Source organism: Collimonas antrihumi (assembly GCF_018304965.1).
Classification (GTDB): domain Bacteria; phylum Pseudomonadota; class Gammaproteobacteria; order Burkholderiales; family Burkholderiaceae_D; genus Collimonas; species Collimonas antrihumi.
The window spans coordinates 26,810-48,207 of record NZ_JAGQED010000028.1 but is presented as its reverse complement, the minus strand read 5'-3'; the positions used below and the strand labels follow the sequence as shown (position 1 = coordinate 48,207).

The window sequence follows — 21,398 nt, the reverse complement described above, 5'->3', positions numbered from 1 at the left end:
GCCAGCCTCTACGACATGATCGGCGGCGCCGGCAAGCTGCGCGAACTGGTCGACCGTTTTTACGACCTGATGGACCTGGAGCCCCAATTTTCCGTGATCCGGGCCTTGCATCCGACTACGCTGGATGGTTCGCGTGACAAGTTTTACTGGTTTTTAAGCGGCTGGAGCGGCGGTCCCGATTTGTATATTGAACAATTCGGCCATCCGCGCCTGCGCGCCCGTCATTTGCCGTATGGGATTGCCTCACCGGAGCGCGACCAGTGGCTGCGCTGCATGGCGCTGGCGATGCAGGATGTCGGCATGGAGGAGCGGCTGCAGGAGCATCTGCTGACGTCCTTCTTCCAGACCGCAGACTGGATGCGCAACAAGCCCGACGTCGTCCATCCGTGATTTCTCTGTAGTTGCAGCTTTACAGTTTTCAATTTCGCAGTTTTCAATCAATTCAGGAATACATGACATCATCAGAATTGCTTATCTTGCTAGCCGTTGCCGCCGTCATCGTCGTGCTGCAAATTATCGCCATCGTACGTAGTTCACGGGGCACGGATCCGGCGCAGCAACTGCAGCAATTGCAGAGCGATTTGCAACGCCACCAGCAAGAGCAGCAAGACCGCGGCGAGCGCCAGCAACGCGAACTGCGCGGCGAGGTGCAAATCAGCGCGCAAGGCATGCGCCAGGAGCTGGGCAGTAACTTCGGCCAGCTGCAGCAAACCCTGGCGGCGCAGATGACCAGCGTCGCGACTTTGCAAAACAACCAGATCGATACCTTTGCCCAGCAACTGGTCAAGCTCAACGAAACCAACGCCCAGCAGCTCGACAGCATGCGGCTGGCGATGAACCAGCAGGCGCAGACCAATCGCGAAGAACAGGCGCAGTCGCTCAAGCGTTTCGGCGATACCCTGAACCAGACGTTGGCGGCACTCACCGAATCGAATGCGCAGCGGATGGCAGAAGTGCGCGCCACGCTGGAAGCCAAGATCAAGGATCTGCAAAACGACAACGGCTTGCGTCTCGAAGAAATGCGCAAGACCGTGGATGAAAAATTGCATGCAACACTGGAACAGCGCCTGGGCGAATCGTTCAAGATCGTCTCCGATCGCCTGGAAAAGGTGCATCAAGGGTTGGGTGAAATGCAACAGCTGGCGATCGGTGTCGGCGACCTCAAACGCGTGCTGACTAACGTCAAGACGCGCGGTACCTGGGGTGAAGTACAGCTTGAGATGTTGCTGGAACAAGTGCTGACGCCGGAGCAATACGCCAAGAATGTGGAAACCGTTCCTGGCAGCGGTGAGCGGGTCGAGTTCGCTATCAAGTTACCCGGCAATGACGATGGCGGCACACCGGTGTGGATGCCGATCGACGCCAAGTTCCCGAAAGAACAATACGAGCGCCTGGCCGACGCCGCTGATCGCGCCGATGCCGAAGGCGTGGCATTGGCTTCGCGCGAACTGGAACGTGCGGTGCGCGGCGAAGCCAAGACGATTGCCGAGAAATACCTGTCGCCGCCGCTGACCACCGATTTTGCCATCCTGTTCCTGCCGACTGAAGGCCTGTATGCCGAAGTGATGCGGCGTCCCGGCCTTGCCGATGAATTGCAGCGGGTGCATAGGATCAGCATTGCCGGACCGTCTACCTTGTCGGCCTTGCTGAACAGTCTGCAGATGGGATTCCGGACGCTGGCGCTGGAGAAGCGGTCGTCTGAAGTATGGCAAGTGCTGGGCGCGGTGAAGACCGAATTCGGCAAGTTCGGCGACGTGCTGGCGGCTACCAAACTGACGCTGGAACGGGCCGCCAAGAATATCGACCAGGCGGAAGTGCGCAGCCGCCAGATGGCGCGCAAGTTGAAATCGGTAGAGGCGTTGCCGAGCGACGCTGCTCAGCGCCTGTTGGGTAAAGAGCCGGAGCCGGAGTTGGCGCCCGACGACGAAAGCTGAAACAACGTCTTCGGCGTTGCCTTATGGCCGCGTTCGCGCTGATCGGCGTCAGGCCATGCAAGGCATCGCGAACGGCGGCTTGCCGGCTTGCCGGACTACGTCGACATCAATCCCCAGGCAAGTCTTGACGATATGCGGCGTCATGGTCAGCGCCGGCGTATCCTGTGCCAGCAGGGCGCCGTCCGCTAGCCACGCCAACTGATCGGCATAGCGCGCCGCCAGGTTGGGGTCGTGCATGATCGCCAGAACGCCGATATTCCATTCTTTCGCCAACTGCCGCAAAGTGTTGAGCAAATGGTGTTGATGCGCCAGATCCAGGGCGGCGGTCGGTTCATCAAGCAACAGATAGCGGGGGACAGGCTGCGATTGCTCATGCTCATGTTGCGGCCGCAATTGCGCCAGCACGCGGGCGAATTGCACCCGTGCCAACTCGCCGCCGGAGAGTGTCGTGACATCCCGCTCTGCCAACGCGGCGGCGCCGGCTAGCGCCAGCGCTTCCATGGCGATCAGGCGGTCGTTCATGCTGCCGCCACCGCCATGCGGATAACGGCCCAGCAACGCGATTTCCATGGCGGTGAATGGAAAGGAAAATTGCACGCTTTGCGGCAATACCGCGCGAGTAGTGGCCAGTTGCTGCGGCCTCAGCTGCGCAAGTGGTATGCCGTTGAGCGAAATATGTCCGGTTAGTTGCGCCTCGCTATTTTGCAGCTTGCCGTGAAACTCGCCGGACATGGCTTTTAGCAACGTGCTTTTACCTGCCCCGTTGCGACCCAGCAGGGCGACGATTTCACCCGGCTGGATATGCAGGCTGAGATTGCGCAAGATGGTTTTGCTGCCGCGCCGCAGTGAGAGATCGCTTGCCATTAACATCGTGCTATTCCAGATTGGTTAGAGGCCCAGTTGCCCGCGTCGGCGCCACAGCAGCACCATGAAGAACGGCCCGCCCAGCAACGCGGTAAGGATACCCAAGGGCATTTCGGCCGGCGCTGCAACGGTGCGCGCGATCAGATCCGCAGCCAAAGTCAGGATGGCGCCGAACAGCAACGCCCCCGGAAGCACCACGCGCTGATCCGGCCCGCAGGCGAGGCGGATGCAGTGTGGCGCCACCAGGCCGATGAAGCCGATGGTGCCGGTGCAAGCCACCAGCGCGCCGACGCACAGCGCGCTGGCAATCAGCACCTGGCGTTTGATGGCTTGTACCGGCACGCCCAGATGCATGGCTTCTGCCTCTCCCAGCAACATGGCATTCAGCGCGGCGGAATGTCGCGCCAGGGCGGCGATGCTGAATACCACCACCGGCGTCGCCACCGCCAGCAAAGACCATTGCGCGCCGGCCAGGCTGCCCAGGTTCCAGAAGGTGAGTGTGCGCAGCTGGTCGTCGCTGGCGACATAGATCAGCAGGCCGATGGCAGCGCCGACGATGGCATTGATGGCGATGCCAGCCAACAGCAGAAGGGGCAGCGCCAGACGGCCACGGGCAGCACCGATCCGATACACCAGCATCGCCACCGCCAGGGCGCCGATGAAAGCGGCCAGCATCGGTGCGTAAATGCCGACCACGCGCAATGCATCCGGCCATAGCGTGGTGCCCAGCACGATGGTCAGTGCCGCCCCGAGCGCGGCGCCGCTGGAGACGCCGATCAGGCCCGGATCGGCTAGCGGATTGCGAAACAAGGCTTGCATGGCGCTGCCGGCGGCGCCGAAACCGCAGCCGACCAGGATCGCCAGCAGCACCCGCGGCAAGCGGATATCCATCAGCACCGCGCGGGTTTGCGTATCTGCCATGTCAAGCTGGCTGCCAGGCCACAGCAGCAGCGGGATGCGCCAGGGATCGATTTGATAAGCGCCCAATGCGGCGCATAACAGCGTGGTGACGATCAATAGCAGTAACAGAACCGCCAGCACCGTGCGTTGCCGGCTTTTACGCGGCAACTCTGGTACATGGACAGCAGCGGCTACAGAACCGGGCAGTGCGCTAGGAAATGAGGATGACATTGCAGCGTTAGTTAATGATTGATGATCAATGGTCAGGAATAAAGTTGGGTGGATAGTTGGCTCAGCGCCTGCGGCAGACGCGGCCCGAAGCCAAGCAGCAACAGCGAATCCATATCGGACACTACTCGCCTTGCTTTAGCTGCCGGCGTCAGGGAAATGCCTGGGCTAGCCAGTAATCGGTCGACGCCGCCTATCGCCGCCAGGCTTTCGCTGGCAATCAGCAGGATGTCGGGCGCGCTTGCAACCGCGCTCTCTGCGGTCAGGGGTTTGTAGCCTTTGAAACCTTTGCCGTCCGAAGTAGCGTTGATTGCTCCGGCGTAGCGGATCATGGCGTCGGCCGCGGTGTCGCGGCCGGCAACCATGGCCTGCGTGCCGCTATTACTGAGGATGAACAGGACGCGCGGCGGCTTGGCCGGATGCTGTTTTTGAACCAACGCCAAAGCAGTCTGCCATTCGCCGTCGAAGCGTTGTAGCAGCGTCTTACCGCGTGCGGCCAAGTCGAGTGCAGAGGCTACACCGGTAATTTTTCCACGTACGGTATTTACGTCATGCCGCTCACCTAGCCGGATCACCCGCACTCCCGCCGCGGCAATCTGTTGCAGCGTGGTCGGCGGGCCGGCATCCGCAGATGCCAGCAGCAGATCTGGATGCAGCGACAACACGCCCTCGGCCGACAATGCGCGCTGATAGCCCATCTTGGGCAGCGCCAGCGCTGCGGCGGGATAGGTGCTGGTGGTATCGGCGCCGATCAGGACCGCACCGGCATCCAGCGCATACACCACCTCGGTGATGGCGCCGCCGGCCACCACCACGCGGCGTGGTGTGGTGGCCGTTGCGGCTTTTGTCGTCGCCAGAGCGGGCAGGGCGCTTAACAGCAGACTGGCCGCGCTGCCGCTTAACAGCAAGCGCCGTTGTGCATTGATGTGCGACTTCACGTCTACGCCTCCGCCATGCTTGCTGCAAGCGGCAAACTCAAGGCCGCGGCGCGCCATGCGGTCAGTTCTGGTTGACCCGGTTTGCGTACGCCGAACAGCATCGCGATGGTATTGCCATCATGGTCGAACACTTCGAGTGAAGTGACTTCGCCGTCGCTAGTCGGCTTGCTCACCACCCAGCTCGAAGCAATCAGATCTTCCCGCAGATGCAGATTGAAGCCGGGATCCAGTATGTTTAGCCAAGGTCCCATTACCTTGACGTTGGCGACTGCGCCAGAGTGGATCTGGATCATGCCGCGGTTGGCTACAAAAACCATGATCGGTAACGCGCTGGCGGCAGCTTGCTCCAATATGCTACGGGTAGCGCTGTTGTCGACCTGGCGCACAAACTGCGGTGGCGCCAGTCGCAGCGCCTGGGTCCGGCTGACGCCGAAATCGCGCAGCAGGCCGAAGAACTGATGGGTGTCGGTCATGCCTTTCCAGGCGGCGCGGAAGCCGTCGCCATCGATTTCTGAATCGGGACTGTCGATGGCTGCTGGCGGCACTGGTTCTACCTTCATGCCGGGTTGTTGGTCAGGATCGCGCCAGCGCGCCACCAACGCATCGAAGGCTTCGTGATTGCTGTGTTCGCGCAAGAACACCTTGTGTACTGCCTCACCGTGCAGGTCGTAGAACTGCAGGCTTTTTTGCGTTGTCTTTTCGGCGCCACGTGCGATTTCTTCAATCACGGCGCAAGCGAAGCGCCATTGTTTATAGAAAATCCGCAAGTCGATGGCTTCGCCTAACGCCAGGCCGACCAGATCGTTATGGCTCATCTTTTGATAGGTGCCGTCCTTTTCATGCACGGCGCTGTCATTGCGGGTGAGCGCCATGACCGGGCCGAGCAGCGGCACTTCTTCAAACAATTCCACAAAACGCGGCATCAAGCGGATTGCCTCGATACCGACGCAGGCGGCAATGGCTTCGCCTTCGGTAATGCCGATCGCGGCGGCGGCATCGCGATTGCGCAGTTTCTGTTCGCGTTTAGCGTTTAAGAAATCCGCGCGCAATTGCTGTTGATCACGTTGCTTGGATGGGCTGGTGGTAGGCATTGTTTTCTCCTTGTCCGGGAAGTTGAATTAATACTGGAATTTCAAGCCGACGTTAAAGCTGCGGCCGGGGGCGGTATAAGCATTTTTCACTGTCGAGCTGTCGGCCAGGCCGCGTACATCCGACCAGTTCCAGTATTGGCGATTGAACAGGTTGTGGATGCCGGCGAACAGCGCAACGTTCTTGCTGATGGTGTAGCCGCCGCGCAGATCCATGACGAAGGCAGCCGGTGGTGCAAAGTCGGTTTGCTTGCTCATGTCGCTACGGCGTTTGGCGCTTTGGTAGATGAAGTCGGTTTGTCCGTACCAGCGTTCGCCAGGTTCGTAGCGCAAACCGAATACCGCCATGAAAGGATTGACCGTATCGAGCGGCGTGCTGCTGCCGTCGGCGCCTTCAGTGTGACCTTTGGTATAAGCCATACCGGCCTTGAAGCCGAGGCCGTTGGCCAGTTGCCAGTCGATTCTCGCTTCGGCGCCGCTGATGCGGGCCTTAGCGCGATTGACATACTGGTAGATGAGCGGATCGACGAACGGCCGGCCGCTGCCACCCACCACTTCTTGTGAGATGAAATTGTTGTAGTTGCCGGTGAAGACCGCCGTGCTGTAGCGCAGGACGCTGTTGCCTCCGTCCAGTTTGCCGCGCAAGCCGAGTTCGAACGTGTTGCTGGTTTCCGGTTTCAGATCTGGATTGCCGATAGTGGCGTAGCCGTAGATCGGATTGCCGAAACTGTTGTTGACCTGGTCCGGCGTCGGCGTGCGGAAACCGCGTGCGTACTGGATGTAAGGCAGCAGTGCCGGGCTGATCTCAACCATCAATGCCAGCCGCGGCGATACGGCACTGCCGCTCGATTTGGTGGGTTTGCCAGTGTAGGACGGATCATTCTCATCCGGTGTCAGGCGATAGCCGTCGAAGCGCAAGCCGGGCGTGATACTGAGCGCGCCGTTTTGCGACAGCCGGATTTCATCCTGGATGAAAGCGCCGAACAGCGAGTAGTCTGTATTCGGGAAAGCCTTGTTGGGGAACGGCGATTCGCCGACGCCAGGAATGGTGCCGTCGCGCAGTCCGCTGATGCGTGCCGTGCTGAGATCAAAACCGTAAACCAGCTTGTGCTGCAGGATGCCGGTGGCGAAGCCGCTTTCGGCCTGCGCCGAAGCGCCGTAGGTGCGTTCCTGATAGGTGTTGTCGCGTGTGCGATCAACTGCCGGGAACCGGTCTTCATAGGAGAACTGATGATTCCTGGCGTCCTGGTAGTAGATCTGCGCATGGGCGTTCTGGAAATAAGGATTGTTGGCGTCCTTGAAATCGTAGCCGAGGCTGTAGCGATTGCGTTCGAGTTTATCGTTAGCGCGCAATGCCAGCGTACTTGCCGTAACCGCGGACAGTACGTTGGAGTCGGTTTTCTGTTCCTGATGATTGATGGTGGCGGTGAAGGTATCCTGGGCGCTGGCCTTGAATACCAGCTTGCCGAGTAGCCCGTTGCCATGCACGTTTTGCGGATTGGCGGTATCGCGGTTGGGGCCGACGATATCGCGTGTGCCCTTGGTGTCAACCCCATGGCCGTCGCGCTTGTTGGCGATGATCAAGCCTTCGAAGCGTTCGCCGCCGAAAGCGGCGACGGCAGTAGTCGAGGTGCTGCCATCGGTAGAGTCGTAGCTGGGTTTGATCGAGAAGTAAGTCGGCTTGTTGAAAATCTTCAGGAAGTCGGATGGATCCTTGGTGATGAAGTTGACGGCGCCGGTCAGGCCGTCGCTGCCGTACATGGCCGATGCCGGTCCGCGCAGGATTTCCACCCGTTTATACATATCCATCTGCACATAGTCGCCCCGGCCGGCTTCCAGCGGCCCGAACGAAAACGCGCTCGGCAGGCGTGTGCCGTCTTCCATCAACAGAATCCGGTTGCCTTCCAGCCCGCGAATATTGATGCCTTCGTTACCGCCGCGGCCACCGGCGGTAGCCGCCGACGATGGCCGGTAAGGCCCGTGCCTGACCGTGACGCCAGGTTCGTAGCGCAGCAGATCCTTGACGTCCCTGGGCTGCTGTTCTTCGATGGTGTCGGCGTTGATCACGGAAATACTGCTGGGCGTGCGTGACACCGCGGTCTCGCTGCGGGTTGCAGTCACCGATATTTCGTCGAGCGTGTGGCTGGTGGCATAGGTGCCTGCCAGCAGCTGCGGCGCGCTCTGGGCAAAAACCGGCAGCGATACGGCGATCGTGGCGAAGACGGCAAAGTTGGCGGCTGCAGGCATTCCTGGCATCGCGATGCGGGTTGGGTATAAATTGGGCAAAGCGTCGTGCTCCAAAACAGTCAAACTTGTTGAGTGGCTGGCGACGCTGGGGATGCGGCTGGCTGGAAAGAGAGAAGTATCTGAGGGCAGGCAATCCACGAGATTGCATTACGTTGAGTCGATTATAAATGAGAATTATTACTATTTACAAGTTATTAATCAAGCAAATGTTAGCAGTCGCGTGGGGTGGGCACGTTTTTGTGCCCACGCGGAATTCACACCACGTACATGCGCCTGTTTCCGCGCCGCGAGAGTTTGTACTCCGTTTATCACAGTAACGCGTTGGCACAAAAGCGTGCCCACCCTACGCAGATCAAGATCAACGTCAGGCAGCCTGTGCCAGAGGTTGAACTTCCCTTGTGATCTTAGCCAAGATTTCTTTTTCAGCAATTTTAAGGTCGTAGGTTTGTTGGAGATTCAGCCAGGACTGTGCATCATTGCCGAAGAATCGGGCAAGGCGTAACGCGGTGTCGGCGGTTATGCCGCGCCGCTCGTGCACGATTTCACTGATGCGAGTGGCCGGGACGTGCAGCGCTATCGCGAGAGCATTTGCGCTCATCGGGATTTGATTCAGATATTCCTCCCGCAGAATTTCTCCCGGGTGGATTGGCCGCATGCCATTTTTGATTTTGCTCATGATTTGATTCCTAATGATAGTCAACCATCTCAACATTCTCCACTCCTCGGGCAGTCCAAACGAAGCAGATTCGCCATTGATCATTCACCCGGATACTGTGCTGGCCAGAGCGATTGCCAGCTAGCGCCTCTAAACGGTTACCGGGCGGCGAACGGACAAAATTAAGTGTCACCGCACTGTCTAACTGCTGAAGCTTTCGTTCCGCAACATTGGTAATGTTTGCAAATTTTGCAACGCGTTTACCTGCAAACAAGGCTTCAGTATCGCCACAGCAGAAGCTAAGTATCATAATTGGAAGGGTATTACGTTAGGCGTTATACGTCAAACGTTAAATGCCATGGGTGGATGGAGGCAATGTATTCTTGCCATGGGGAACGACCGTCTCGCAAGTTACATCTGGTAGCAACTATGCATAATAGGAAACGGTGAAGCAATAGGCTCTGGCCTATACTATTGTCACAATAGGCGATGCCCGTTCATGCATTTGCTTGCCACAAGTAGAAAAACCGGAGTTCATCGTAGCTTGCTGAACAGAACCGAAAGGAAGGAGTTTCTTATGCGTACACTCATGATCCTGGCGGCGGTCGCCATGCTGGCCGGTTGCGCGACGGACGCCGAACGTGCCGCCCAGGCGCAACGCGATGTCGACCAGATGATGCGCATCTACGGACCGGCTTGCGACAGACTGGGGTATAAAGGCAATTCCGACGAATGGCGTAGTTGCGTGCTGCGGCTGGACACAAAAGACAATACCGAACGTTACCCGGCTACGACAACTTGCTTTAGTCACCCCGGCTTAATCCAATGCACGTCGTTTTGACGCCAGCGCTTCCCGGACAATTAAAGCAGTGTTTTCGGCAGGACATCATACTTGAGTTGGTGTCCTGTTTTAACGTGATGGCGGCGCGCAGCTAAGCTCTAAACCGCTGCATCGTGACAGCAAACGCACATTTTATTGCCGTCGGCATCGCGGAAATAGGCGCCATAATAATCGGCATGATATTCAGGGCGTAAGCCGGGCGCGCCTTCACACCGGCCGCCGTTTTTCAAAGCGGCAGCATAGGTGTTGTCGACGGCAGCCCGGGTCAGGGCGAGCAGGGCGACCATCTGGCCGTTGCCGGCAGTTGCCATTTCGCCGTTGTAAGGAGAACCGATAATGAACAGGGGGCGTGCCTTGCCGCTGGCCATCCAGGCCGCCCATGGTTTATCTGCATCGCAAAATTTCAGCTGCAGGTCCAGGGTCTCCATGACAGCCGAATAAAACCGGAATGCGCGCTGAAAATCGGTGGTGCCGACAAAGACATGAGAGATCAAGGTTTTTTCCTTTCGATATGAGGGAGAAAGACGTGAACGATCAATATAATCTGCAACGCTTCGTGGCTGCCCAACAGCCAATCTTCGATATCGTATGCGAAGAACTAAGCAAAGGCAGAAAGAGAAGTCATTGGATGTGGTTTATTTTCCCTCAGATTCAGGGCTTGGGCCACAGCGAGATGGCATCCAAATATGCTATCTCCTCGCTTGACGAAGCCAAGGCGTATCTGGAACATCCGCTGCTTGGACCACGGCTACGGGATTGCAGCGGGCTAGTTGCTGCTGTGGACGGGCGTTCGGTCGAAGAAATTTTTGGTTTCCCGGACTATATGAAATTTCAATCGTCGATGACTTTGTTTGCTCAGGCTAGCTCCGACAATCAGATTTTCAACGAGTGCTTGCGAAAATATTTTGATGGAGAGCCTGATCAAACCACGCTTTTCCGGTTGTGATCATCAAGTTCGACACGCAGTAAAGGCCAGTTGACCGACAACCCGGGATCAGATCAAACCGTCAAACAGGATCACCTCGACTGCATCGCCGCTTGCCACGTCAGCCTGCTCATGCGCAAGCACGATCATGCAATTGGCTTCCGCCATTGAGCGCAATATACCCGAACCCTGGGCCGCGGTAGGGCGTACCGTCCACCGACCTTCGTTCATGCTCAGGATGCCGCGCTGGTATTCCGTGCGGCCTGGCCGTTTGCGAATACCGACGGCGGCGGTGGCGCGCATCAGCGGCAATGGCGCGACCTGCGCCCCCATCATTTGCAGCAAAGCGTCGCGCGCAAAAAAGTAAAACGACACCATGACTGCGACCGGGTTGCCGGGCAGGCCGAAAAACAGAGCTTGCTTGCCAGCCGATGTGATACTGCCGAATGCCAGCGGACGTCCCGGGCGCATGCCGATTTTCCAGAAGGCGACGTCGCCCAGTTGCGCCATCATTTGTTTGGTGTGATCGGCATCGCCGACCGAGACGCCACCGGAAGTGATGATGGCGTCGGCGTTTTCGCAAGCGCTGCGGAAAGCGTTTTCGAGCGCCTGCGGATCGTCGCCCACTACGCCCATGTCGATGATGTCGCAGCCGAGCCGTTGCAGCATGCCGTACAAGGTGTAGCGATTGGAGTCGTAGACGCAGCCGGGGTCCAGCACTTCGCCGACCGAGCGCAGCTCGTCGCCGGTGGAGAAAAATGCCACGCGCAGCCGGCGTCTTACCGGGATTTCGGCGATCCCCAGCGATGCCAGCAAACCGAGATCGGCAGGACGCAGGATGCGGCCCTGGCCGATGGCGGTTGAGCCGGCTTTCAGATCTTCGCCAGCCAGGCGGCGATTCGCGCCAGGCTTGACGGCTGCCAGCGGGACGGTGATCGAATCGACCGGACTGCCGGGCGGGATGTTCACAAATTCCTGCGGGATCACGGTGTCGAGCCCGTCCGGCATCAACGCGCCGGTCATGATCCGTATCGCCTGGCCGCGCGCCAGCGTTCCCTGGTAGGCGCGGCCGGCATGGGCAGTACCGACCACGCTCAGCACGGTATCGGCGTCGGGCAGCAGATCGACGGCGTTGAACGCATAACCGTCCATGGCCGAGTTGTCATGCGCCGGGACATTGATGGGCGAGATGATGTCGCTTGCCAGTACCCGGTCAAGAGCGCTGCGCAGCGCCACTTTTTCAATCGCGGTGACCGGCGTGATGCAATCGTGAATGATGGCTTGGGCCTGCTTGACCGGCATCGCATGCGGATCGTAGTCCGACAGGCAGCTGGTCAGTTCGGACAAGGATGGCTTGGCTGGGCGGGCATTCAAATTGGTCATTGCATTATCGCTGTTGTAACTGTTCTCGGGTATTGATGTTACGGAAAGCGTCGGCGTCGGTAAATAGCGCTTCGCAATAGTTGAGGCGGCTATACCATGTTTCCATCTTACGCCCGCCACCCAGCAGGAAGTCATTGAGCTCGGTTAATAATCCGGTTTTCAGCAGCATGAATACCGGTTGCGGCTGGATCGTCTGATCGCCATGGGCGCTTTGGTTGCTATGGTCGATCGTGGTTGCCACCGCCAGGTCGGCATTGGCGTTTTGCAGCGCTTGCGCCAGACGCGACACCAGATCATGCGGCAGATAGGGTGAGTCGCAGGGCGCGGTCACCAGGTAAGGACTGGTGCAATGGCTCAAGCCCGCCTGCAAGCCCGCCAGCGGGCCGGCAAAGTCAGGCTGCTCATCCGGCCAGACCGGATGCCCGAACGCCGCGTAGCTGCTCTGGTTGCGGTTGGCGTTGATGATCAGGCTGTTGACCTGAGGCGCCAGGCGCGCAATGACGTGGGCCACCATCGGTTTGTCATCGAGCAGGGCCAGACCCTTGTCGACGCCGCCCATGCGCGCGCCGCGGCCGCCGGCCAGTATCAGGCCGGTGATGTTCTGGGCAAACGTAGCGGAAGCCGTAGCGGGAGCGGAGGCGAGATTGGGATCAGCTTTCATGGCGTGACTTCGTCAGCCGCCGATGTACGACATTTCCACTTTCTTCCTGGCGGTTGCCAGACCCTCGGTGTTTTGCGTCCGCAATTCAGAATAACGATCGTCACGGGCACGCCACAATTGGCCGATCACGCTGGAGATTTCGGGATCGCTGCATTCGCTGCGCAACAGGGCGCGCAGATCGTGGCCGGCGCTGGCGAACAGGCAAGTGTACAGCTTGCCTTCGGTCGACAGGCGGGCGCGTGAACAGTCGTGGCAAAACGCCTGGGTGACGCTGGAGATCAAACCGACTTCGCCAATGCCGTCGGCATAGCGCCAGCGCTGCGCTGTTTCTCCTACGTAGTTGGCTGCCAGCGGTTGCATCGGCAGTTCGGTCTGGATCAGGCGTGCGACTTCGGCAGAGGGCACCACTTCATCCATCTTCCAGCCGTTGGAGGCGCCCACATCCATATATTCGATGAAACGCAGGATATACGGCGTGTTCTTGAAGTAACGCGCCATCGGCAGGATTTCCTGGTCGTTGACGCCACGCTTGACGACCATGTTGACCTTGATCGGCCCCAGTCCGACCTGATGCGCGACTTCCAGGCCATGCAAGACCTCGGCAACCGGGAAATCGGCGTCGTTCATGCGTTGGAAGATGTTTTCATCGAGTGCATCCAGCGAGACGGTGACACGCTTGAGACCGGCGTCTTTCAGCGCCTGCGCCTTTTTTGCCAGCAGCGAACCGTTGGTGGTCAGGGTCAGGTCGAGCTCCTTGCCATCCGGCGTTTTCAGGGCGCTTAGCATGGCGATCAGCGTTTCGATGTGCTTGCGCAACAAGGGCTCGCCGCCGGTCAGGCGGATTTTGTGGACGCCATGGGCGACGAACAAACTGGCCAGCCGGGTAATTTCTTCAAACGACAGCAATGCAGTGTGCGGCAAGAATGCATAGTCCTTGTCGAACACTGCGCGCGGCATGCAGTAGACGCAACGGAAGTTGCAGCGGTCGGTGACTGAGATGCGCAAGTCGTGCAGCGGCCGTCCCAGCTGATCGGCGATCAGGCCGGTCGGCGTTTCCAGGATGGAGGGCAAGGTCGGTGGCAGGGACGGCGGCAAAAAACTGCGGCTATCGATCAGCGGGATGACTTTTTTAGTCATGATGTGTGTCTGCGAAGGTGTGCAATATCTTGCATCTCTAAATTGGGTGGCAACTTCTAGAAGATACCATGAGCGTCGGTTTTTAGCTGTAGCGGACCGAGGAAAGTGGGCCGGTCCGGTCGTTTTCAAGCAGGCGCAGACGTGACAAAGGGAGTCAGAGACTCCCTTTGTTTTATTGCCATCGCGCTACACCGCTAATAACTTGCGGTGAATTGTCAGCTTACGACTGTGAGCGCTGGGTTTCGACTTGCACCAGCGGCTCGCTGGATTGCACCGGCAAAGGCTTGCGTTCGCGCGGCACACGTGGTGTCGGAGCGATGCTTGCCGTTGCTTCCTGTGCTGCACGCAGTTTGCTAGGATCGGTTGCGGCCAGTGTCAAACCTGCTGCAGCCAATACGCTTTGCAGATCTTCAACCTTAGGTGATGCTGATGCGCTTGGTACGGCTGTCTTGATGACGGCCGACGCCTCGGCTACCGGTGCCGGCGCTGGTGCAACAACTGGTGCAACAACTGGTGCAACTACTTGAGCCACAGGAGCTACCGTTTCAGCAACCACCGGCGCTGCCGTTTCGATTTGCGGCTCTGCTGCCGGTTGGCTGGCAACGATAGCGGCTACTTCAGGCAGTACCAGTTGAGCCGGTACGGCGACTGCCGCCGGGACCGGAATAACGACTGGTTCGGGTTCGGCTGCAGGTGTTTCAACAACTGGTGCAGCAACTGGTGCTGCAGCAACTGGCGCAGGGGCCGGGGCTGCTGCTACCGGCGTCACTTCGACTGCGACCGGAGCGGCTTCCTGTTGCGGTGCAACTTGCTGCTCAATTTGCTGCGGAACCAGCGGTGCAGCGATTGCGTTCGACAGCGCCGTCGGAGCAGGCGCTGCTTCAAATGCCGAAGCGCTCACTTCTTGCGATACAGGAATTGGCGAAGCCATCATCGGCACGTCGTGGCTGACCGGTGCTGCAGGTTCAGCCCGAACCGGAGTACTGACCACTGTTGTTGCAGGTGCAACAAAAGCGGTGCTGGCTTCTGCCGTATCTGCCGCAGCGGCTTCGCCTGTTTCGACTTCATCGCTGCTGCCTTCGGTAGTGCCTTCGGTGCTGTCACGATCGCGACGATTACGGTTACGGCCACCGCGACGACGACGACGACGTGGTTCTTCGTCTTGCTCGCCGGCTTTGACTTCGGTGCGTCCGCTATCGATTTGCGTTGTTTCCGCAGTATCCACAATGGCGGCAACAGCGACGCCTGCAGTGGCGACTACACCGCCCTTGAGCAAGGTGTCATCGATTTTTTCTTCGCTCAGGTTTTCCTTGCGCTCTTCGCGTGGCGGACGCGGTGGGCGTTCGCTACGTTCGCGCCGGCCTTCATTGCGATTTTCCGATTTGTTGTCGCCGGCATCACGTTGCTCTCTTGGCTCTCTCTGTTCTTTAGGCTCGCGCGGAGGGCGTGGCGGACGTGCTTGCTGGTTTTTAGCTTCTTTGGCTTCAACCGTTTCAATCACCGGTTTCTTGGCGTTGTCGTCGCGTGTTTCCGATTTGCCATCGCTGCCATCGCGATTGCGACCGCCACGATTACGGCCGCGTTGACCACGATTGTTGCGATCGCCACGGTCGCCGCGTTGTTGCGGGCCCTTGGTTTCCGCAGGTGTGGCAGGAGCCGCCACCGGCGCAACTGGCTTGCTGAAGAAGAAACCGAAGATCTTGCCGAGGAAACCGGTTTCTGCTGGAGCGGCAGCCACTGCTGTCGGACGTGCCGCTGTTTCTGCCGGCTTACGCTCGACGATAGGCGCCGGCTGGTCTGGCGTAATGCCCTTGACCACAGCTTCCTGACGCGGCTTGCCTTCTTCTTTTTGGGTTTTGTTGTAACCGATGTCGGTATCGGCTTGTTCCGCCATGGCATAGCTGGCCTGGGTTTCTTCCAGGCGCGGATCGTCGTGCTTCAGGCGTTCCAGCTTGTAATGCGGAGTTTCCAGATGCTTGTTCGGGATCAGGATGATGCCGACCCGGTGACGGGTTTCGATCTTCAGGATCTCGCCGCGTTTTTCGTTGAGCAGGAAAGCAGCAACATCGACTGGCGCCTGGACGTGGATCGCCGCCGAGTTTTCTTTCATCGCCTCTTCCTGGATGATGCGCAGGACTTGGAGGGCGGACGATTCGGTATCGCGGATATGGCCAGTTCCGTTGCAACGCGGGCAAGTTACGTGGCTGCCTTCCGACAGCGACGGACGCAGGCGCTGGCGCGACAATTCCATCAGGCCGAAGCGTGAAATCTTGCCCATCTGGACACGCGCGCGGTCATAGCGCAGCGCATCTTTCAGGCGGGTTTCGACTTCGCGCTGGTTCTTGGAATTCTCCATGTCGATGAAGTCGATCACGATCAAGCCACCGAGGTCGCGCAAACGTAACTGACGGGCAACTTCTTCCGCTGCTTCGCAATTAGTGTTGAATGCAGTGGTTTCGATGTCGCCGCCGCGGGTAGCGCGCGCCGAGTTGACGTCCACGGAAACCAGGGCTTCGGTATGGTCGATCACGATAGCGCCGCCGGATGGCAAGGGCACGGTGCGCGAATAGGCGGTTTCGATCTGGTGTTCGATCTGGAACCGGGAGAACAGCGGCACGTCGTCGCGGTAACGTTTTACGCGGTGCACCATGTCGGGCATGACGTGGGCCATGAACTGCTGAGCCTGGTCGTGGATTTCATCGGTATCGATCAGGATTTCGCCGATATCCGGTTGGAAATAATCGCGGATCGCGCGGATCACCAGCGACGATTCCTGGTAAATCAGGAACGCGCCATTACCTTGCGTGCCGGCACCTTCAATAGCGCGCCAGAGTTGCATCAGGTAGTTCAAGTCCCATTGCAATTCATCAACGTTGCGGCCGATACCGGCAGTACGGGCAATCACCGACATGCCGTTTGGCAGATCCAGCTTGTCCATGGTTTCGCGCAGTTCCTGACGGTCTTCACCTTCAACGCGACGCGAAACACCGCCGCCGCGCGGGTTGTTAGGCATCAGGACCAGATAACGGCCAGCCAGGGATACGAAGGAGGTCAGGGCCGCGCCTTTATTGCCGCGCTCTTCCTTTTCGACCTGCACCATGATTTCCTGGCCTTCGCGCAGTGCATCCTTGATCGATGCGCTACGGACGTCTACACCTTCTTTAAAGTAAGTGCGGGCAACTTCCTTGAACGGCAAAAAGCCATGACGCTCTTCACCGTAGTTGACGAAGCAGGCTTCCAGCGACGGCTCGATACGGGTAATCACACCTTTGTAGATATTGGACTTGCGTTGTTCGCGTCCGGTGGTTTCGATATCGATGTCGATGAGCTTTTGCCCGTCAACAATCGCCACGCGCAGTTCTTCTTGCTGCGTGGCATTAAACAACATGCGTTTCATTTTTCGCTCCGTGACCCTCGGGTCAATGCAATGGCGCTTAAAGATTGCTGTTCTTCAGCATTTCTGTCAGCGACAAAAAGTACAAGGATGTACGCGAGAACGGAGTGCCTGGGGGGAGAGAATTGCCTTGGTGTGTTTGCGCCAATCTACATACAAAGTAGGGCGCAGTGCACAGGCGCGGATGTAGTGCTATCGTTTTACTGAAAACTACCAGGGCGCACCGGTACAGCGTCTTGCGGTTCGCGGAACGCGAGCACGACGCCTGGCGGTGAGCAGCTTGATAGAGCCAAATAAAGCATTGGTTTCAATAAAATCATCGACTTGTTATAAGCACTACATCAACCGGCGAGCTCGTCGCAATCGTAACAATCGTCATGATCGTCACAATAGCATCGAGCTCGCCGGACTTTATCCTAATCATCCAGACATTCTTGTTCAGCATCCGTGCGCGTTATCCGATGACAACAACGGTGCGACCTTGACTCGCGCAGGGGTGATGCGTACACATTTCCCATCAAATTTGCAAATTGGCGAGGCTGATGGGCGCGCCCCTGTGTAGAATGGTCTTTTTATTCTTACACCAGCAACTGTTTTCTAACAATTGCAGAACAATTATATATTCAAAATGAAGGACTTAGCGAGATTTTCTGGAGGACGGGTTGAGACTCGTCCCAAGGCGCGGACACAGGCCGCGCCCAAGCATAAGGCCGAACGTAATGTAGCCGTAAAGCAAGAGGTGTCGGCGCCGCCGCCACCGCCGCCACAAGCGCTTGCAGTGCAGTTGTTGACTATTGCGGAAGAAGACGCAGGTCAACGTATCGACAATTTTTTATTGCGTATTTGTAAAGGAGTGCCCAAGAGCCACATTTATCGGGTGCTACGCTCCGGTGAGGTCAGGGTCAACAAAGGCCGCATCGACCAGACTTACCGGTTGGTGGAGGGCGACGTGATCCGGGTGCCGCCGATTCGCATTGCTGAAAAGCAAGAGCAAGTGGTACCGGGAGCGGAGTTCAAGATATTGCTGGAAGATAATCATTTGCTGGTGATTGACAAACCGGCAGGCGTTGCCGTGCATGGCGGCTCCGGCGTCAGTTATGGTGTCATTGAGCAACTTCGAGCGGCCCGTCCGCAAGCCAAGTTTCTGGAGTTGGTGCATCGGCTGGATCGCGACACCTCCGGCATCTTGTTGCTCGCAAAGAAACGTTCTGCGCTGACCAATCTGCATGAGCAGATGCGCGACGGCGATACCGATAAACGTTATCTGGTGCTGGTGCACGGCGACTGGCAAAACGAACGCCAGCACGTCAAGCTGGCGTTGCATAAGTATACCGCGGCCGATGGCGAGCGCCGCGTGCGGGTGCAAGCCGATGGCCAGGCATCGCACACGATTTTCAACCTGATCCGTCGTTATGGTGATTACGCATTGCTTGAGGCTGAGCTGAAGACCGGCCGCACGCATCAGATCAGGGTCCATTTGTCGGCCAGCGGCTTTGCGATAGCGGGTGACGATAAGTATGGCGATTTTGCCTTGAACCGGACTTTGCAGAAAGCCGACGGCCAGCGTATCGCTCTGAAAAGAATGTTTTTACATGCTTATCAAATTACTTTCGCGCACCCTGAAACCGGCAAGCCGGTAACTATCAAGGCGCCGTTGCCGCCGGAATGCGAGAAATTCCTGAAAAGCCTCCCAAAAAATGTCTCTGCGGCAACACCGGAAGCCGAGGACGATTAGAATATATCAGTTAGTATTTGTTTATCGGCTTGTCGACTTTGCTATCGGCAAGCCACAACGGACAACAGGAATTGGCAAAGGATTGTCAGGCAATATGGCGCGAAAAAAATTTGACTTAATCGTATTTGATTGGGATGGCACCTTGATGGATAGTACGGCCATCATCGTGAAGTGTATTCAGGCTGCGGCCAGGGATCTGGGGCTGGCGATTCCGGACAACAAGGCAGCTTCGCATGTAATCGGGCTGGGTTTGGGAGAGGCGATGCAAGTCGCGATGCCGGGCCTGGAGCCTAGCCAATATCCGCGGGTGGTGGAGCGTTATCGCTATCACTATCTGGCGCAAGACCAGGACCTGACCCTGTTTGACGGCGTGCGTGAAATGTTGGCGGACTTGTCGCAGCAGGGATATTTCCTGGCAATCGCTACCGGCAAGAGCCGGGTCGGACTGAATCGCGCCTTGCACGAGACAAAATTGCTGTCGGTATTCGACGCCACTCGCTGCGCCGATGAAACCTTCTCGAAGCCGCATCCGGCCATGCTGCAGGAATTGACCCGCGAGTTGGGGCAAGACCTCAAGCGCACCGTGATGATCGGCGATACCACGCATGATCTGCAAATGGCGATGAATGCAGGCGCGGCAGGCATTGCGGTTCAGTATGGCGCGCATCCTGCCCACGAGCTCGATGTGCTGAAACCGCTGTTTAATGCAAGCTCGACGGTGGAACTGCATGCCTGGCTTAATGAGAATGCCTGAATCTATGCCATTGAATATGCCATTGGATCCGGGCCAATGAGTGGACCACTGAGCGACGCGCCGTGAACGATATCCGTATCCCCATCTGTGCTTCTTCTGCGCTGGCAGAACGTGGCAAAGGCGTGCGCTTTGCGGTTACCGCCTGGGGTGAGGATGCGGTTGCGTTTGTCGTACGTCACCACAATATCGTCCACGCTTACCTGAACCGCTGCGCACATATTTCACTGGAGCTGGACTGGAATGAAGGCGAGTTTTTCGAATCCAGCGGTTTGTATCTGATGTGTGCAACGCATGGCGCGGTGTACGAGCCGGAAACCGGGCTCTGTGCCGGTGGCCCATGCCGCGGTGGCCGTTTGCATAAGATTGTGGTTGAAGAAAGCAATGATCAGGTGTTCTGGATCCCTGATGAATACATACGGCCGGCAGTTGCGTGAGATTGCACGGATGTCGTATTCAATAACGATTTCGGATAAACGAAGTGAGCAAAGACCATGAGCAATAACGAATTTGATAATGTGGGAAGTGCAGTGGGAACCGCAGTGCCCGCTAAAAAAGAGGGTTGGGAGCGCGAAGTGCTGGAGAAGCTGGCATTCGCTTCGTTGCGCGAGCAGCGCGCGCGGCGGCGCTGGGGGATTTTCTTCAAGCTGGCTTTTCTTGGCGTGATCGGTTTCGCATTTTGGCTCGGCATGAACTACGAAGGCTCGGATACGCAAACCGTCGGCGCACATACCGCGCTGGTAAAGATCAATGGTGCGATCGAATCGGAAGGTAACGGCTCAGCCGGCGTGGTGGTGCCGGCGCTTGACAATGCATTTGCCGCGGATGATTCGGTCGGCGTGATCTTGCGCATCAACAGCCCTGGCGGCAGCCCGGTGCAGGCCGGCATCATCAATGATGAAATCGCTCGCTTGCGCAAAGAGTATCCGAACAAGCCGCTGTACGTGGTGGTGGATGAGATGTGCGCTTCCGGCGGTTACTACATCGCTGCCGCGGCCGATAAAATCTATGTCAACAAAGCCAGTATCGTCGGCTCGATCGGCGTGCTGATGGATGGCTTCGGCTTCACCGGACTGATGGACAAGGTTGGTGTCGAGCGGCGCTTGCTGACTGCTGGCGATAACAAGGGTTTCCTCGATCCGTTCAGCCCGATGAGCGCTACCCAGAAAGGTTATGCGCAAACCATGCTGGCGGAAATCCATCAGCAGTTTATTGATGTCGTGCGTAAAGGCCGCGGCGCGCGCCTGAAAGAAACGCCGGAAACTTTCTCCGGCCTGTTCTGGAGCGGCTCCAAGGCGATCGAGATGGGTCTCGCCGATGGTTATGGAACGGTAGACAGCGTTGCGCGCGATGTCTTGAAGCAGGAAGATATTGTCGATTACACCAAGAGCGAAGGTTTGCCTGAGCGCGTGCTGAAAAAATTCGGCGTGGCGATGGGCGCCGGCGTGGTGCAATCTTTGGTGAATAGCGTCAAGCCGAGTTTGCGTTGACCTCGATTCAGGGGCCCGCTTGCGCAATATTGCGAGCAGTCTTTGAAGACAATATCAAAGTGGAAACCGATTTGAGGCCGACTGGAAATCGACATATCGTAATACCCTAATTTGCCTTGTATCTTCGCGATCCTGTTGTATATTGAAGTGACTCGAGGAATAGCGAACGGAGGAGGCGATTATAGATATAGTTGAATCGTTGACCACTCAGTTGCAATTGTTTCGGT

At 57.8% G+C, this 21,398-nt stretch carries 20 protein-coding genes; 8 read left to right on the top strand and 12 right to left on the bottom strand.

Going from position 1 to position 21,398, the window contains the following annotated elements:
• Positions 1-15 precede the first annotated feature (15 nt).
• On the top strand, positions 16-390 hold the full coding sequence (locus tag KHU29_RS18670) for a group II truncated hemoglobin (protein ID WP_484793071.1): 375 nt from the start codon (positions 16-18) through the stop codon (positions 388-390).
• Positions 391-452: 62 nt separating this feature from the next.
• Positions 453-1,934, top strand: coding sequence for a DNA recombination protein RmuC (locus KHU29_RS18665; RefSeq protein ID WP_211454616.1), 1,482 nt, complete (start codon positions 453-455; stop codon positions 1,932-1,934).
• A 48-nt stretch (positions 1,935-1,982) separates the two neighbouring features.
• Here KHU29_RS18665 and KHU29_RS18660 read toward each other — a convergent pair whose 3' ends face one another.
• From KHU29_RS18660 to KHU29_RS18630, 7 genes are all read right to left on the bottom strand, one after another.
• Positions 1,983-2,804: a heme ABC transporter ATP-binding protein gene (locus tag KHU29_RS18660; protein ID WP_211454614.1), complete on the bottom strand. Its 822-nt coding sequence runs from the start codon at positions 2,802-2,804 to the stop codon at positions 1,983-1,985.
• Between the two features lie 18 nt (positions 2,805-2,822).
• Positions 2,823-3,929: a FecCD family ABC transporter permease gene (locus KHU29_RS18655; RefSeq protein WP_211454612.1), complete on the bottom strand. Its 1,107-nt coding sequence runs from the start codon at positions 3,927-3,929 to the stop codon at positions 2,823-2,825.
• A 32-nt stretch (positions 3,930-3,961) separates the two neighbouring features.
• The gene (locus tag KHU29_RS18650) at positions 3,962-4,864 is read right to left on the bottom strand and encodes a heme/hemin ABC transporter substrate-binding protein (RefSeq protein ID WP_343216074.1); all 903 of its coding nucleotides are present in this window, start codon (positions 4,862-4,864) and stop codon (positions 3,962-3,964) included.
• 2 nt (positions 4,865-4,866) lie between these two features.
• Complete coding sequence (locus KHU29_RS18645) at positions 4,867-5,955, bottom strand: hemin-degrading factor (RefSeq protein WP_211454609.1); 1,089 nt, start codon at positions 5,953-5,955, stop codon at positions 4,867-4,869.
• A 27-nt stretch (positions 5,956-5,982) separates the two neighbouring features.
• Positions 5,983-8,208: a TonB-dependent hemoglobin/transferrin/lactoferrin family receptor gene (locus KHU29_RS18640; RefSeq protein WP_211454638.1), complete on the bottom strand. Its 2,226-nt coding sequence runs from the start codon at positions 8,206-8,208 to the stop codon at positions 5,983-5,985.
• A gap of 355 nt (positions 8,209-8,563) precedes the next feature.
• Positions 8,564-8,875, bottom strand: coding sequence for a HigA family addiction module antitoxin (locus KHU29_RS18635; protein ID WP_211454608.1), 312 nt, complete (start codon positions 8,873-8,875; stop codon positions 8,564-8,566).
• Between the two features lie 10 nt (positions 8,876-8,885).
• Entirely contained in the window at positions 8,886-9,164 is a 279-nt protein-coding gene (locus KHU29_RS18630) for a type II toxin-antitoxin system RelE/ParE family toxin (RefSeq protein ID WP_211454607.1), read from the bottom strand.
• Positions 9,165-9,431: 267 nt separating this feature from the next.
• Here KHU29_RS18630 and KHU29_RS18625 point away from each other — a divergent pair, with 267 nt between their 5' ends.
• Positions 9,432-9,695 (top strand): hypothetical protein, encoded by a 264-nt coding sequence (locus KHU29_RS18625; RefSeq protein WP_211454606.1) that lies wholly within the window; start codon positions 9,432-9,434, stop codon positions 9,693-9,695.
• A gap of 98 nt (positions 9,696-9,793) precedes the next feature.
• Here KHU29_RS18625 and KHU29_RS18620 read toward each other — a convergent pair whose 3' ends face one another.
• A complete protein-coding gene (locus KHU29_RS18620; RefSeq protein WP_211454605.1) occupies positions 9,794-10,189 on the bottom strand; it encodes a VOC family protein in 396 nt (131 codons plus the stop codon).
• Positions 10,190-10,221: 32 nt separating this feature from the next.
• Between KHU29_RS18620 and KHU29_RS18615 the strand changes: the two genes are divergently transcribed.
• Positions 10,222-10,641: a DUF1810 domain-containing protein gene (locus tag KHU29_RS18615; RefSeq protein ID WP_211454604.1), complete on the top strand. Its 420-nt coding sequence runs from the start codon at positions 10,222-10,224 to the stop codon at positions 10,639-10,641.
• Positions 10,642-10,689: 48 nt separating this feature from the next.
• Here the strand turns inward: KHU29_RS18615 and moeA are convergent, their stop codons facing one another.
• The 4 genes from moeA to KHU29_RS18595 form a co-directional block, all read right to left on the bottom strand.
• Positions 10,690-12,003, bottom strand: a complete 1,314-nt coding sequence (gene moeA, locus KHU29_RS18610; protein ID WP_211454603.1) for a molybdopterin molybdotransferase MoeA — start codon at positions 12,001-12,003, stop codon at positions 10,690-10,692.
• A gap of 4 nt (positions 12,004-12,007) precedes the next feature.
• A complete protein-coding gene (mobA, locus tag KHU29_RS18605; RefSeq protein WP_211454602.1) occupies positions 12,008-12,664 on the bottom strand; it encodes a molybdenum cofactor guanylyltransferase MobA in 657 nt (218 codons plus the stop codon).
• A 12-nt stretch (positions 12,665-12,676) separates the two neighbouring features.
• Positions 12,677-13,801, bottom strand: a complete 1,125-nt coding sequence (moaA, locus tag KHU29_RS18600) for a GTP 3',8-cyclase MoaA (RefSeq protein ID WP_211454601.1) — start codon at positions 13,799-13,801, stop codon at positions 12,677-12,679.
• A gap of 220 nt (positions 13,802-14,021) precedes the next feature.
• Complete coding sequence (locus KHU29_RS18595) at positions 14,022-17,198, bottom strand: Rne/Rng family ribonuclease (protein ID WP_211454599.1); 3,177 nt, start codon at positions 17,196-17,198, stop codon at positions 14,022-14,024.
• 625 nt (positions 17,199-17,823) lie between these two features.
• On the opposite strand from KHU29_RS18595, the gene KHU29_RS18590 reads away from it, so the two are divergent.
• The 4 genes from KHU29_RS18590 to KHU29_RS18575 all read left to right on the top strand — a co-directional run bounded on the left by KHU29_RS18590 (position 17,824) and on the right by KHU29_RS18575 (position 21,171).
• Positions 17,824-18,930, top strand: a complete 1,107-nt coding sequence (locus KHU29_RS18590; RefSeq protein ID WP_211454597.1) for an RluA family pseudouridine synthase — start codon at positions 17,824-17,826, stop codon at positions 18,928-18,930.
• A 94-nt stretch (positions 18,931-19,024) separates the two neighbouring features.
• Positions 19,025-19,684, top strand: coding sequence for an HAD-IIIA family hydrolase (locus tag KHU29_RS18585; RefSeq protein ID WP_211454596.1), 660 nt, complete (start codon positions 19,025-19,027; stop codon positions 19,682-19,684).
• Positions 19,685-19,746: 62 nt separating this feature from the next.
• On the top strand, positions 19,747-20,118 hold the full coding sequence (locus KHU29_RS18580) for a Rieske (2Fe-2S) protein (RefSeq protein WP_211454594.1): 372 nt from the start codon (positions 19,747-19,749) through the stop codon (positions 20,116-20,118).
• A 57-nt stretch (positions 20,119-20,175) separates the two neighbouring features.
• Entirely contained in the window at positions 20,176-21,171 is a 996-nt protein-coding gene (locus KHU29_RS18575) for a S49 family peptidase (RefSeq protein ID WP_211454592.1), read from the top strand.
• Positions 21,172-21,398 lie beyond the last annotated feature (227 nt).

Bases quoted from the DNA above. Each gene is read 5' to 3' on its own strand.
- KHU29_RS18670 (WP_484793071.1), top strand. From the start codon at position 16: ATGATCGGCGGCGCCGGCAAGCTGCGCGAACTGGTCGACCGTTTTTAC.
- KHU29_RS18665 (WP_211454616.1), top strand. From the start codon at position 453: ATGACATCATCAGAATTGCTTATCTTGCTAGCCGTTGCCGCCGTCATC.
- KHU29_RS18660 (WP_211454614.1), bottom strand. From the start codon at position 2,804: ATGTTAATGGCAAGCGATCTCTCACTGCGGCGCGGCAGCAAAACCATC.
- KHU29_RS18655 (WP_211454612.1), bottom strand. From the start codon at position 3,929: ATGTCATCCTCATTTCCTAGCGCACTGCCCGGTTCTGTAGCCGCTGCT.
- KHU29_RS18645 (WP_211454609.1), bottom strand. From the start codon at position 5,955: ATGCCTACCACCAGCCCATCCAAGCAACGTGATCAACAGCAATTGCGC.
- KHU29_RS18640 (WP_211454638.1), bottom strand. From the start codon at position 8,208: ATGCCAGGAATGCCTGCAGCCGCCAACTTTGCCGTCTTCGCCACGATC.
- KHU29_RS18635 (WP_211454608.1), bottom strand. From the start codon at position 8,875: ATGAGCAAAATCAAAAATGGCATGCGGCCAATCCACCCGGGAGAAATT.
- KHU29_RS18630 (WP_211454607.1), bottom strand. From the start codon at position 9,164: ATGATACTTAGCTTCTGCTGTGGCGATACTGAAGCCTTGTTTGCAGGT.
- KHU29_RS18625 (WP_211454606.1), top strand. From the start codon at position 9,432: ATGCGTACACTCATGATCCTGGCGGCGGTCGCCATGCTGGCCGGTTGC.
- moeA (WP_211454603.1), bottom strand. From the start codon at position 12,003: ATGACCAATTTGAATGCCCGCCCAGCCAAGCCATCCTTGTCCGAACTG.
- mobA (WP_211454602.1), bottom strand. From the start codon at position 12,664: ATGAAAGCTGATCCCAATCTCGCCTCCGCTCCCGCTACGGCTTCCGCT.
- moaA (WP_211454601.1), bottom strand. From the start codon at position 13,801: ATGACTAAAAAAGTCATCCCGCTGATCGATAGCCGCAGTTTTTTGCCG.
- KHU29_RS18595 (WP_211454599.1), bottom strand. From the start codon at position 17,198: ATGAAACGCATGTTGTTTAATGCCACGCAGCAAGAAGAACTGCGCGTG.
- KHU29_RS18590 (WP_211454597.1), top strand. From the start codon at position 17,824: ATGAAGGACTTAGCGAGATTTTCTGGAGGACGGGTTGAGACTCGTCCC.
- KHU29_RS18585 (WP_211454596.1), top strand. From the start codon at position 19,025: ATGGCGCGAAAAAAATTTGACTTAATCGTATTTGATTGGGATGGCACC.
- KHU29_RS18575 (WP_211454592.1), top strand. From the start codon at position 20,176: ATGAGCAATAACGAATTTGATAATGTGGGAAGTGCAGTGGGAACCGCA.